This is a genomic window from Spirosoma luteum DSM 19990 (assembly GCF_000374065.1).
GTDB classification, from domain to species: Bacteria; Bacteroidota; Bacteroidia; order Cytophagales; family Spirosomataceae; genus Spirosoma; species Spirosoma luteum.
Genome location: NZ_KB893256.1, coordinates 34,969 through 47,738, shown reverse-complemented (window position 1 = coordinate 47,738; position 12,770 = coordinate 34,969). Strand labels below are relative to the sequence as shown.

The window sequence follows — 12,770 nt, the reverse complement described above, 5'->3', positions numbered from 1 at the left end:
CACAAAGCCAGCATACGTTAGTATCGGGGCATCAAAAACCAGATCAGCGCAGACGCTATTCCAACTGGAAGTGTCTGCGCTGATATGGTTTCAACCTTATAGGATCACCTTGCCTAGATGTTACCCATTGATAATACCGAGCAGGATAAGTACCAGGCCGGCAACAAACCCAACCAGACCGATAACACCCAGTACGCTTCCCCCGCCGAGAACAAGGAGTAGAAGACCAATGATACCAACAATAAGGCCCAACCGAATATTGCTGTTCATAGCATCCGTTTTATCGGGGGCTACGTGGTTCTTTATTTTTTTGTCCATTTTCTTGAGCATCGTCCGCTCCATGAGCGTCATCTTCCGGGTAGAAGCCGCCTTCGTCGAAACGGTTGCTTTATCGGTAGCCGTTGTCAGCAGTTTGTTCAGACGAGCCATGCGTTTGTTCAGCGCCTTGTTAGTAGCCAGTTTGCTGTCGTTGCGTACGTAGGCTTCTACCTGGCTAACGGCCTGCTTAACCTGGTCTACCTGCACGGCGGTTACAGCAGGCGTTTCATGGGCTACGGCTACCGGTTCAACTAGCACTTTTGCCGGGGCGGTTACGACAGCTTTTTCAGGCTTATTTGCCGTAAACTGCTCACGGGCTGTTGGCTGAAAATAAGCAACTGGACGGCTACAGGAAGCCAAAAGAGCGGTGCCTAACAGGGCCGCGAAAAGATGGTTGGTACGTGTTCTCATAGATGAGATGGTTAGAATGATAAAAGGTGAGTTTTTAACTATTATTATCAATGGATGCAACTTTATCAGTTTATTCGGGAAAAATCAACTTTATTTTGAACTGGGCAGGCAAATTATACAAAAACAGCCAATACAGACCTGAAGATGCCCGGTTCGGATATCGTTATTGACACCACTGGTATGCAGGGCGCACCAAAAAGTCAATCGGCGCAGTGCATCCTGACTGGATGTATCTGCGCCGATTGACTTTTGTTGATTATCAATGAATAGGTTACTGAACTTATCGAAGTAGATCGACCAGAACAAGGGCTAAGCCAACAATCAGGGCAATAATACCCAGCGGAGAAGCCACGTTCAGCAGAAGCAGGATCAGACCGGCAACACCCACAATCAAACCAATCGTCAGCAGTGACTTGGCCATGGTCCGTTCGGGCGATAAGTGATTCTTTATTTTCTTATCCATCCGGTTCAGCATTACTTTCTGGATAAGCGATGTTTTCTGAGCGGATGTCGCTTTCAACGACGTAGCGTCATTAGCTGACGTGTTCGACAGCAGTTGTTTCACGCGATCCATGCGCTTCACCAGCTTCTTGTTCGACGCCAGTTTGTTGTCGTTACGAACGTACGCTTCTATCTGACTTACGGCTTGCTTAGCCTGAGCAACCTGCTCGGCAGGCGTAGTAGTTTGTACTACTGGAGCTGCTTCCGATACCGCCACTTTTTCCGATACTGGTTGCATGGTCGAAACGGGTGCTACTGCAACGTCCGTTGAGGCAACGGTTTCCGATTGAACCGATTTGAACTGCTCACGGGCTGTCGGCTGGAAATAAGCAACTGGACGGCTGCAGGAAGAGATAAGAGCAGTGCCTATCAGGGCGGCCATCAGGGACTTGGAAAGCATTCTCATAATAGAAGAAAGATTAAGTGAAAAAATAGAGTAAAGTGAGCAATTGGTATTGTCATCATCAACAACTATAACCCAATTAATTTGTTAAAAAAAATTTTGAATTAAGTTAGTTGTTAGTAACCAAAACTACTGATTGTACAGATTTACAGCTAGTTATTAAACGTAAAAAAAATGGTGGAGAAGGGTAAAAAACGGTAAGGCATTAACTAATAAAAGTCCGATGAGTAAGAGAGCTAATCCATCCATAACGCCAACAACACCACTAGTAGCCCCCGTTGCACCGACAAAACAAATCAGCAGGATAATAATACCCGCCAGCAACTCAACTGCCATAATGCACTTTATGTCCGTTGCGTTTTCCGGATTAGCGGGCGCCAATTGCTTGCTAACGGTTCCGTTTCGTCACCATCAATCGCTGCATCAGTCTGTTAAGCTACACTGCTGGGCGGCTACAGGCCGTAAACGACGTAGCCTTTTAGAGAACCGAAAGCGTATCGTTTTGTTAACAGCCAGATAAAAAACGGATGCGCAAAAAAAGTGTCGGCAATTTCAAACTGAAATTGCCGACACTTTTTTTGCGCATTTAGCTAAATCAGGCTACTGATCGCAGTTGTACCGTACTGGATTTGCCAAACTTCTCACGGGCGTATTCCAGACTAACGGTTAGCTCTTTGATGCCCGTTTGGGAGGGCATTTCAAACATAGCGTCGGTAATAATAGATTCGCAGATGGAGCGCAGACCACGGGCACCCAGGCCATACTGTAATGCCTGGTCAACAATGTAATTCAGGGCGGTGGAATCCCAATGGAGCGTAATGCCCTCCATCTGGAAGAGCTTGTCGTACTGCTTGGTGATGGCATTTTTCGGCTCGGTCAGTATCTGCATCAGGGCATCTCTATCCAGTGGTTCCAGGTGCGTCAGGACGGGCAGACGGCCAATCAGTTCGGGAATCAAGCCAAACGACTTCAGGTCGAGGGCGGATATATACCGCATCAGGTGCCCCTTCTCAAACGTATCGTTCAGCCGACGATCCCCCGAAAAACCAATAGGGCGCGTATTGATGCGCTTGGTAATATGGCGTTCGATACCGTCAAAGGCTCCTCCGCAGATAAATAGAATATTTTCGGTATTCAGCGCGATGAGTCGCTGATCGGGGTGTTTGCGTCCGCCCTGTGGGGGTACGTTCACGACGGAGCCTTCCAGTAACTTTAACAGCGCCTGCTGAACGCCCTCTCCGCTCACATCGCGGGTAATGCTGGGATTATCCGACTTACGGGCAATTTTGTCAATCTCGTCGATGTACACAATACCCCGTTCGGCGGCTTCCACGTTGTAATCGGCGGCCTGGAGAAGTCGGGTTAAAATCGTTTCTACATCCTCGCCCACATACCCGGCTTCGGTAATGACAGTAGCATCGGCAATACAGAAAGGGACTTCAAGGATTTTGGCAATAGACTTGGCCAGATACGTTTTCCCGGTTCCGGTTTCACCCACCATGATAATGTTCGATTTCTCAATCGTAACGTCATCATCCGTCTTGGCCTGCATCAACCGCTTATAATGATTATAAACGGCTACGGTAATGGACTTCTTGGCATCATCCTGACCAATAACATACTGATCGAGGTGCCGTTTCATATCAACGGGCTTGATAAGGTTGATTTTTATTTCAGCCGGTTCGCTGCGTTTTGGGCGCATTTCTTCCAGCACCACCTGATGTCCCTGCTCAATACAGTAATTACAGATATGTGCGTCGATGCCGGACAGCAGCAGCATCACTTCGTTTTTGCGTCGTCCACAGAAGGAGCAACTGATTTGTGGCATGAAGGGTTGCAGGAGAGTTGATTGGTTTTCCCGGGCTTCAGAACGGACAGTTCGTGTTCCCCGGTTTTGGTTAAACGGTTCATTGTATTTTTTGTTGAGGTTTCATTCAACAAAAAAAATGACTCAGGCGAACCCGAGTCATTCGTTACTAGCAAAGTTATCCATTACCGGCCAAACGGTCAAATCCGTTTAATCGGTTATTTCTTGGGTTTCTCTTATTTTTCCCGACGAAGTACCTCGTCAATCATACCATATTCTTTGGCTTCTTCGGCACGCATCCACTTGTCGCGGTCCGAGTCTTTTTCGATTTCCTTAACGGTTTTGCCCGAGTGCAGCGCCAAAATTTCGTACAGTTCTTCGCGGAGTTTAACGATTTCGCGGGCGGTGATTTCAATATCGACCGACTGCCCCTGCGCACCACCTGATGGCTGGTGAATCATAATCCGGGCGTGGGGCAACGCCGAGCGTTTGCCCGCAGCACCACCGGCCAGCAGTACAGCGCCCATCGATGCCGCCAGGCTGGTACACACGGTAGCCACGTCGGGCCGAACGTACTGCATGGTGTCATATATACCCAGACCGGCATAAACCGAACCGCCGGGGCTATTCAGGTACATCAGGATATCTTTCTTGGGGTCGGCCGATTCCAGAAACAGCAACTGTGCCACAATGATGTTGGCAATGTTATCATCAACGGGAAGGCCCATAAAGATGATACGGTCGGCCATGAGCCGCGAGAACACGTCTACCTCCCGGAAATTCATCGGACGCTCTTCAATAACCGAGCGGGTCATGTTCTCAACCGTATGGTGGTTGTTGATGGTGTGGTTTACGTAACCATCTACTGTCAGGCCATTCAGGCCCATGTGGTGGACAGCGAAATTGCGGAATTCTTTTTCGTAATTCATAAGTAAGTTTACTTCGTTCCTATAAAAACCAATAGTGTTTGGTGTAAGTTCGAGAATTGTTTCGATACAAAATTGCGTTATCATCCCGAAAAACCCTGTCGGTTTTAATTAATAATTTATCGTTGCTACTTGATATGAATACGTCCAATGCGAATCGCGGACCGGCAGAACGAATCCGTTTAGAGCGACTACAGCGTGGTTTATCGCAGGAAAACATGGCCGATTTGCTCAATCTGTCCACCACGGCCTACGGCGACATCGAGCGAGGAAAAACCGATTTGACCCTCTCCCGCCTGACCCAGATTGCCGAGGTACTGGGTGTTTCGCCCCTCGCTTTGCTGTCCGACGAAGCCCTTCCGGCACAGGTTATCGAACCCAAAACCGACGAGTTAGTCAGTCACGAACTGGAAACGCTTCGGCTTACGGTGGAGAAGCAACAGGTTGAGCTGGACAAACTACGACTGGAAGCCGATTACTGGAAACGCAAACACGACGACCGCGTAGCGATGGAAGTACTTCGTTCTATGGGCGTAGAGCAGAAACGCGAGCGGATTGGGTTTTAGGGGGGAGAGGGGATAATCCTGGACGTTGCCCTGATTCACTCAGATTTGTTCTGATATATCTCATATACAGGAAGCAATTCTATTAATCGTAAGTTTAGAAATTCGTCAAAGTCAGGGTGGTTTCTTAGTAATGCGTGTCGCTCTACATTAAATCGTTGGTGACACGCTTCCAAGAGGTGAGGGAATGTATGATTGCCTTCTATACGCTTTCTGCCATTTGCATGGGCAATGATCGCATTGACTGATAGTTTGTACCTATCTTTTTCCTCCTTTATATCAATCGAGGACACTATATCATCCAAAATTTTTCTCCAATCCCTTTTACTCTTTGCGGTAGTCGATGTCATGTCGTCTGTCATTTCCCACCAATGAATTGACAATCCGTTAATATTCCAGGATGAGTGCTTTCGCGCCCTTGGATACCAATCTTCGTTAAAAATTTCGTTCCTGAACGGTTTGCTTTCGGATGTACCCGCAGTACAACCAGAATAAACGACTGTTCCGTCTTCAACAGCGCAATAGATTGCACCCGGTGGAAATGTATTTCCAACTTGAAGGGCTGCTGCTTGAGGTGATACTCTAAGCCGTCTACAAGTCTCTTTGTGCGCTTTGGCCATATCAGTATTATTAGCAGCAATTTGTCGAATGATGGAAGACGGCATCAATAACTCTGCAGCAAATCGATTGGCTTCCATTTCAAAAAGAGAATATGATTCTCCTGACTCAAACTCATACTTGTCTTCGTCTATACGTATGCCGATATGCCAAGGGATTACAAGGTGTCCCAATTCATGGGCCATTGTGAATGTCTGCCGTGTCTCCGATGAGTTCTGGTTAACAATTACCGTTGGTGTTTTACCTAGTACTTTAATGTTGATTGCAATGCCATCGACTCCATCGATCGGAATAGCTTCTGTAAGTACAGTAGCGTGCAATTCAAGAAGATGGCGAACTTTGAAAGGCGGTGTTAACTTGTGCCTATCCAAAATCCGGCGGGCCAGTTTAACTTCTGGATATTCATTCCAAATCATCTGTCGATTCCTTTTTCGTCAAGCCAGCGTTCAATTTCAGGTAGTTTACTCATCGACAGCGAACGTGCTGCCATAGTAGCAGCACTGCTAACTGCCTCTAGATACGAAATATTGAATTTGCGGGCTGCCACTATATATACTAAACTATTGGGCGACTCAATCCAAATAGCATATTCGTCCCAACTCATACCCAAATAAGCATGTAAAGGAATTTCAAAATCCCCATCATGCCACTGATCAATATAATCATCTATCTCATCAGGCAGTGCATCGCCAACAAGACAGTCCTGGATGAAATTAGACATCTATCTTTCTTCCTTTTACGGCTTCCTTTATAAAATCTCCTTGAGCGTTCATCACGCCAATGTGCTTGCCTCGTTTATTAAACACTTCAATTTCACCATGTAAAGCATCCCAGGTAAATAATCTGTCATCATGTATATTTCGCCATCTTTTTACACCGTTGATTGCCCCTAAAGACTCGCAGCCGTCTAAAAAACAAGGATTTGGAATTGGTTTACCCGCCACAAATAAAGTTTAAATAGTAATCCAACACATGACAATTGATATGGGGCAAGACCGTTTTTTTGTTCACACACCTCATTTACAAAGCTACCGAAATTCAATGAATCGATAATCGATTCCCTTTAATATGCCCACTATGTAAATGCAGTCAATGAGTAGCTGTCCGCAAAATTATTGGGTTTATTTTTGCGGAGACCTTCTTAGTCAGCCCACCCGCCTTTACAACCACTAAAAGTTTTCTTAGACCAATTTTTTAGCACCCAATGAACGAGCAGAGTAAAGAATTTCTGTATAAATACCTTAATAATGCCTCCCCCACTGGTTTTGAATCGTCGGGGCAGCAGATCTGGCTGGATTACCTCAAGCCCTACACCGATGAGTACATCGTGGATACCTACGGCACCGCCGTTGGGGTTATCAAAGGAACTGGCGACTATAAAGTCGTTATTGAAGCCCACTCCGACGAGATTTCCTGGTTCGTCAATTATATTTCCGATGATGGTTACCTGTTCGTTCGGCGTAATGGCGGTTCTGATGCGCTCATTGCGCCGTCTATGCGGGTAAACCTGCACACGAAAAAAGGCGTGGTAGAAGGTGTATTCGGCTGGCCCGCCATCCACGTCCGCGACTTAGCGAAAGATGCAGCCCCTAAAGTGACCGACCTGTTTATCGATGTGGGTGCCGCTACCAAGCAGGAAGTGCTGGATATGGGTATCCACGTGGGTACGGTCTGCACATTTGTGGATGGACTGCGGGAAATGAACAACCGTTACTTTGTGGGCCGGGCACTGGACAACCGAATGGGCGGGTTTATGATTGCCGAAGTGGCCCGGCTCCTGAAAGAAAATAACATCACGCTGCCTTTTACGCTGTACATCGTGAATGCCGTGCAGGAGGAAATTGGCCTGCGTGGTGCCGAGATGATTGCCCGTCGGCTTCGCCCCGACCTGGCTATTTGCACCGACGTAACCCACGATACGCAATCGCCAAAGTACGAGAAAAAAGAGCAGGGCGACCTCAAATGTGGCGACGGACCCGTACTCTGCTACGGGCCGGCGGTGCAGAACAATGTGCTGGAATACGTCATTGCCGTAGCCGAACAGAATGAGATTGCTTTTCAGCGGCAGGCCGTGAGCCGTTCCACCGGCACCGATACGGATGCTTTTGCCTACGCCACGGAAGGTATTGCCTCAGCCCTGATTTCGCTTCCCCTCAAGTACATGCACACCACGGTCGAAACCGTACATATGGACGATGTGCAGAACGTTATCAAGCTGATTTATTCAACCCTGCTTTCCCTGAAAGGCAACGAGGATTTCCGGTACATCAAATAGAGACATTGATGTGTGGTCAGGCTCTTGAACCTGACCACACTAACAACTAGATATTCCCATGATGACCCCTGCCCAAAATAAGCAAAATGCCATTGCATTCTATGACCTGATGTTCAATCTGTGCCAGCCCGAAGCAGCGATTGAGCAATACACAGGTGATGTGTACATCCAGCACAATCCGCACGTGGGCGATGGGAAGGAAGCATTTATCAACTATTTCAACCGCATGGCCAGCGAATATCCCGGCAAAAAAGTAGACGTCAAACGGGCAATTGCTGAAGATAATATGGTGGTGCTACATTGCTACCAGACCTGGCCGGGCGATAAGGATTACGCCGGTATTGACATTTTTCGGTTCGACGATAAGGGCAAAATAGTAGAGCACTGGGATGTGCTTCAGGTGATACCAGATGAGTCAGCGAATGAAAACACGATGTTTTGAGGGGAGCACCATCGTGTAAAATCAAGCCCGTACCGGTGACTCAGCAACCTATGGAACAAGTAACGACCTCGAAGTGGGTGCTGCCGGTAATCGTTATTTCGCAGTTTTTCTGCACATCCCTTTGGTTCGCGGGGAATGCCGTCATGCCCGACATCCTGTACCGTTTTCAGCTTGAACCGGGTTTTCTGGCGCATTTAACCAGCGTAATTCAGTTTGGTTTTATTACCGGTACGTTCATTTTTGCCCTGCTGGCCATTGCCGACCGCTTTTCTCCTTCACTCGTTTTCTTTGTCTGCGCTGTTTTAGCGGGGTTGTTCAACCTCGGAATTGCTGCACCCGATGTTGGTCCGACGGGGATTCTGTTCTTCCGGTTTTTGACCGGTTTCTTTCTGGCCGGCATTTACCCGGTTGGCATGAAAATAGCATCGGATTACTTTCAGAAAGGCCTCGGCAAATCGCTGGGGTTTCTCGTTGGCGCGTTGGTCCTCGGCACGGCCTTTCCGCATTTACTCAAGAACATAACCACGCATTTTCCCTGGGTATGTGTTGTGTACCTGACAACTCTCCTCTCGATAACGGGTGGCTTGTCAATCTGGTTGCTTGTTCCCGACGGCCCTTTCCGAAAAGCAGGGCAGCGACTAATTTTCCGTGAATTTTTATCGGGGTTTAAAAGCCAAAACTTCCGGGCCGCTTCGTTCGGCTACTTTGGCCACATGTGGGAGTTGTACGCGTTCTGGGCGTTTGTTCCCGTCATGGTAACCGGTTACGGAGCCCGATATCCGGAAGCGGGTCTGAACACCTCCCTTTTGTCTTTCCTTATTATTGCGTCGGGTAGCCTTGCCTGCGTGAGTAGCGGTTACTTATCGGGTTATTTTGGCGTAAAAAAGGTGGCGGCCATTTCACTGGCATTATCCTGCCTGTGCTGTCTCGTTTCGCCGTTTTTTTTATCCCGCCCATCACCATCATTTTTTGTTAGTTTCCTGTTTTTCTGGGGCGTAGTGGTTATTGCCGATTCACCTTTATTCTCAACGTTGGTAGCTCAAAACGCACCGGAGCAGTCGAGGGGGACATCACTTACTATTGTGAACTGTATTGGTTTTTCCATCACCATCATCAGTATCCAGTTCATCAATCTATTGTCAGAAAGCATAGACGGTCGGTATGTGTATATGGCGCTGGCACTGGGGCCGGTATTGGGGCTTGTCAGCTTACTTAAAAAGCGGACATCACCGGGCGTTTAGCAATGCATCGCCCTGAATCGACCATTTATACTCATGAGTTTCCACGTTTCCGGGCGGGAAGCGTAACTGGCTAGAGCACCAAGAACTCGACCCGCCGGTTTTTCTTTCGGTTTTCCTCGTTATTGTTTGGGGCTACTGGGTCAATAGGGCCGCGCCCAACGGCCTTCAGGTGATTTTTGGCGATTCCTTTATTAACCAGGTAATCAACAATAGCCAGGCATCGGTCGCGGGAGAGTTTTACGTTCAGATCGAAATCTCCCTGGTTATCTGTATGGCCGCGAATTTCAATTATCAGACCTGGATTCGTTTTCAGGACATCCGCTAACTGGTTGAGTTCGGTATAGGATTCCGGGCGCAACACGGGACTGCTCTGGTCGAAATAGATGTTTGGCAGGGCAATTGGCCTGCCTTTCTCAAGCAGTGCCACGGGTTTGGCGGCTGCAACTGGTGCGGATGCGGCATTCGTCGCTATGGGCGCGGAAACAGGTTTTTTTGCAGGAGACGATATTACCGGAGCTTCCCTGACTATGGCTTCCCGGACTTCGGGTTTCACCCCGACCGGCATCCGTTTTGCGGTTAAAATAACCCGTGCTTCGTTTTGAGCACTATCCAGCTTTATGGATTTTGCGAAATCGTCGTAGCCGTTGGCCGCGCAGCTTAACGAATAGATGCCTTTACCCGGCAACTCTACCCTGACCAATCCGGTAGTGGAATCGGGGACGAGTTTGATCGATTTATTACCCGTATTTATGCCGCTGATCGTGAAATGAACACCCGGTATCACTAGGCTGGTTTGTCGGTCAACGGCCAGAATAGTCAGGCTAATTTTTACTCGGTCCAGCTCGGCATCAAACTCATAGCGATTACCCTGTGGGGATACCGGTATGGTCATTTTGCGATTGACCGATGTGTAGCCCGGCGCACTGATGTCGATGGACAACTGGTCGGCCTTTGTAAACGTGCAGTAGATCTGCCCCGTAGGCAGGGCAAACCGTTCGACTTTACCGGTGAGGGTGGAGGTGATGACCGCCGTAGCTGACGTAAGGGGCGTTGTAATATTATTAGCAAAAACTTTGATAACCAGCGTACTGGGCTTTGTTTTCTGCGCTGAATCCCCGACAAAAACGGGTATAGTACCCTGATTAAAAACCGAGCGTTCGTTAGGCAAATCACTATTGCCGATACCCGTATTATAGATAAAAAACAGACAATACCAGGTAAAAAAGAGTACCACAAGCCTGTGGCGGTCAATAGATTGACTTGTCAGGCCGTTAGTCATGAATACAAAAGGTTGACTTGTGCACTTACTAACGCATGGGTACGAAAAAAATGGCTGATTACAGCTAATTTCTGCCAGCAAATGAGTTACTGATATCCCCGCGCCTGCAAGCCAAACAACTCGGCGTAACGACCATCTTTCTCCAGTAATTCATAATGACTGCCAATTTCGAGCAGGGTGCCGTTTTCCAGCACCAGAATACGGTCGGCCATACGAACGGTGCTGAACCGGTGCGAGATGATGACTGACGATTTGCCCTCGGTTAACTGGGCAAAGCGCTGAAACACTTCGTACTCGGCCCGGGCATCGAGGGCGGCCGTGGGTTCGTCCAGAATGATAAGCTGGGCATCACGCATGTACGCCCGCCCCAGGGCAACTTTCTGCCACTCCCCTCCCGACAGTTCGACGCCTTTACCGAACGAACGCCCCAGCTGCTGGTCGTACCCTCCAGCCAGTTTGGCAATAACGCTGTCGGCCAGGCTACGCTGCGCGGATACCTCGATGCGCGGCTGATTGGTACGTTCGTCGATATCCCCAACGGCAATGTTTATCCCGGCCGACATTTTGAAACGGGTGTAGTCCTGAAAAATTACGCCGATGTTACGCCGGAGTTCGAGCAAATCATACTCCCGCAGGTCGTACCCGTTGAGCAGAATCCGGCCCTCGGCGGGGTCGTAAAGCCGGGCCAGTAGTTTGACCAGCGTAGTTTTTCCGGCCCCGTTCTCGCCAACCAACGCCAGTTTTTCGCCCGGTTCGAGGGCGAACGATAGATTGCGCAAGGCCCACCGTTCGGAGTTAGTGTACTTGAAACCGACATTCTCAAACTCGAATCGGAGTGCCGCTTCCCCTTCTCTGATGGGCTGGGGAAAGGGGCGGGTTGTTTTGGCCGAATGGATAAGGGGTTCAATGGCAAAGTAATCGAACAGATCCTGCAAATAGATGGCTTCCTGCGTCAGGCTGCTGAACTGCAACAGAATGCCTTCCAGCGAACCACGCACCTGCCGGAACGACCCTGCCAAAAACGTTAGGTCGCCAAGGGAAATTTGGCCCGTTGTAGCCCGTAGCACAATCCAGACATAAGCTCCGTAGTAACCCGCCGTGCCGAGGGCCGTGAGTAACACACCCCATCCCGCCCGGCTCAGCGCGAGCGCTTTGTTCTTCTGGTAAAACCCATCCGACAGGGTCCGAAACCGCTCGACCAGAAACCCCGACAGACCGAAAATTTTGACCTCTTTCGCCGTTTCATCACTAGCCCCCACGTAGCGCAGGTAATCCAGTTCCCGCCGTTCGGGCGTCCAGGAGCGGGACAGGGAGTAACTGCGCTGATTAAAATAATTATCGCCGATAAACGAAGGGGTCACCGCGACCAGAATCAGAAGCAGCAGCCAGGGATTGTAAACCGCCAGACCAGCCGCCAGGAAGGCGACAGAAATAAGCTCCTGTACCTGGCCAAACACCCCCGACAGCAATACCGTACGGCCCGTCGTCTGCCGCCGGGCGCGTTCGAGTTTGTCGTAAAACGTAGCGTCTTCAAACTGTTCCAGGTCAAGCGTGGCTGCGTGTTCCATGAGCCGGACAGAGGTGCTGTTGGCAAATAAATCGCCCAGCAGCCCATCCATGAGCGAAACGGCCCGGGCCAGTGCCGTTGACAGAATAGCCAGCCCGAATTCAGCAGCTACCAACTCCCACAAAAAAGTCGTGTCTTTGTCAGTTTGCCCGGCCAATCGCACCACTTCGTCGATAAGCAGCTTGCCAATGTACAGCACCGATGCCGGAATAGCCGCCCGCACTAACCGCAGGGCTGCGTTGCCTATAAACAGGCCCGGCGAAACGGCCCAGACCAGTTTGAAAAAAGCGGGCAGATTACTCAGTGCTGCAAAGCGTTCGCGCCAGCTTAGCTCGTCTTTTGCATTGGCGACGCTGCTCCGCGCATTTTCAGATTTTGCCATATTTGAAAGGACAAGACGAGCGGGAGATTAGTTCATT

At 49.2% G+C, this 12,770-nt stretch carries 14 protein-coding genes; 4 read left to right on the top strand and 10 right to left on the bottom strand.

The annotated features are described in order from the left end of the window. Positions 1-120 precede the first annotated feature (120 nt). The 5 genes from B156_RS0112735 to B156_RS0112715 all read right to left on the bottom strand — a co-directional run bounded on the left by B156_RS0112735 (position 121) and on the right by B156_RS0112715 (position 4,369). A complete protein-coding gene (locus B156_RS0112735) occupies positions 121-729 on the bottom strand; it encodes a hypothetical protein (RefSeq protein ID WP_018620110.1) in 609 nt (202 codons plus the stop codon). A gap of 280 nt (positions 730-1,009) precedes the next feature. Next, positions 1,010-1,636: a hypothetical protein gene (locus B156_RS0112730; protein WP_026260802.1), complete on the bottom strand. Its 627-nt coding sequence runs from the start codon at positions 1,634-1,636 to the stop codon at positions 1,010-1,012. A 156-nt stretch (positions 1,637-1,792) separates the two neighbouring features. Further along, positions 1,793-1,969 (bottom strand): hypothetical protein, encoded by a 177-nt coding sequence (locus tag B156_RS31395; RefSeq protein ID WP_018620107.1) that lies wholly within the window; start codon positions 1,967-1,969, stop codon positions 1,793-1,795. 259 nt (positions 1,970-2,228) lie between these two features. Next, positions 2,229-3,461, bottom strand: a complete 1,233-nt coding sequence (gene clpX / locus B156_RS0112720) for an ATP-dependent Clp protease ATP-binding subunit ClpX (protein WP_026260801.1) — start codon at positions 3,459-3,461, stop codon at positions 2,229-2,231. 215 nt (positions 3,462-3,676) lie between these two features. Continuing rightward, on the bottom strand, positions 3,677-4,369 hold the full coding sequence (locus tag B156_RS0112715; protein ID WP_026260800.1) for a ClpP family protease: 693 nt from the start codon (positions 4,367-4,369) through the stop codon (positions 3,677-3,679). Positions 4,370-4,503: 134 nt separating this feature from the next. Here B156_RS0112715 and B156_RS0112710 point away from each other — a divergent pair, with 134 nt between their 5' ends. Further along, positions 4,504-4,932: a helix-turn-helix domain-containing protein gene (locus B156_RS0112710; protein WP_018620104.1), complete on the top strand. Its 429-nt coding sequence runs from the start codon at positions 4,504-4,506 to the stop codon at positions 4,930-4,932. Between the two features lie 35 nt (positions 4,933-4,967). On the opposite strand, the gene B156_RS30300 is transcribed toward B156_RS0112710, so the two are convergent. From B156_RS30300 to B156_RS30830, 3 genes are read right to left on the bottom strand one after another with little or no spacing between them, the layout of a single operon-like run. Next, a complete protein-coding gene (locus B156_RS30300) occupies positions 4,968-5,963 on the bottom strand; it encodes an ImmA/IrrE family metallo-endopeptidase (protein ID WP_018620103.1) in 996 nt (331 codons plus the stop codon). Further along, positions 5,960-6,268: a hypothetical protein gene (locus B156_RS0112700; protein ID WP_018620102.1), complete on the bottom strand. Its 309-nt coding sequence runs from the start codon at positions 6,266-6,268 to the stop codon at positions 5,960-5,962. The genes B156_RS30300 and B156_RS0112700 overlap by 4 nt, the downstream gene beginning before the upstream one ends. Continuing rightward, positions 6,261-6,491 carry a colicin E3/pyocin S6 family cytotoxin gene (locus B156_RS30830; RefSeq protein ID WP_084757726.1) on the bottom strand — a complete coding sequence of 77 codons (231 nt, stop codon included), beginning with the start codon at positions 6,489-6,491 and terminating at the stop codon, positions 6,261-6,263. Before B156_RS30830 ends, B156_RS0112700 begins: the two co-directional genes overlap by 8 nt. A gap of 260 nt (positions 6,492-6,751) precedes the next feature. Here B156_RS30830 and B156_RS0112695 point away from each other — a divergent pair, with 260 nt between their 5' ends. From B156_RS0112695 to B156_RS0112685, 3 genes are read left to right on the top strand one after another with little or no spacing between them, the layout of a single operon-like run. Next, a complete protein-coding gene (locus tag B156_RS0112695; RefSeq protein WP_018620101.1) occupies positions 6,752-7,822 on the top strand; it encodes a M42 family metallopeptidase in 1,071 nt (356 codons plus the stop codon). A gap of 58 nt (positions 7,823-7,880) precedes the next feature. Then, positions 7,881-8,264, top strand: coding sequence for a nuclear transport factor 2 family protein (locus B156_RS0112690; RefSeq protein ID WP_018620100.1), 384 nt, complete (start codon positions 7,881-7,883; stop codon positions 8,262-8,264). Positions 8,265-8,314: 50 nt separating this feature from the next. Next, positions 8,315-9,505, top strand: a complete 1,191-nt coding sequence (locus B156_RS0112685; RefSeq protein ID WP_018620099.1) for an MFS transporter — start codon at positions 8,315-8,317, stop codon at positions 9,503-9,505. A gap of 70 nt (positions 9,506-9,575) precedes the next feature. Here the strand turns inward: B156_RS0112685 and B156_RS0112680 are convergent, their stop codons facing one another. Together B156_RS0112680 and B156_RS0112675 are read right to left on the bottom strand one after the other, a co-directional pair. Further along, complete coding sequence (locus B156_RS0112680) at positions 9,576-10,784, bottom strand: OmpA family protein (protein ID WP_018620098.1); 1,209 nt, start codon at positions 10,782-10,784, stop codon at positions 9,576-9,578. Between the two features lie 86 nt (positions 10,785-10,870). After that, entirely contained in the window at positions 10,871-12,733 is a 1,863-nt protein-coding gene (locus tag B156_RS0112675; protein WP_018620097.1) for an ABC transporter ATP-binding protein, read from the bottom strand. Positions 12,734-12,770: the final 37 nt, after the last annotated feature.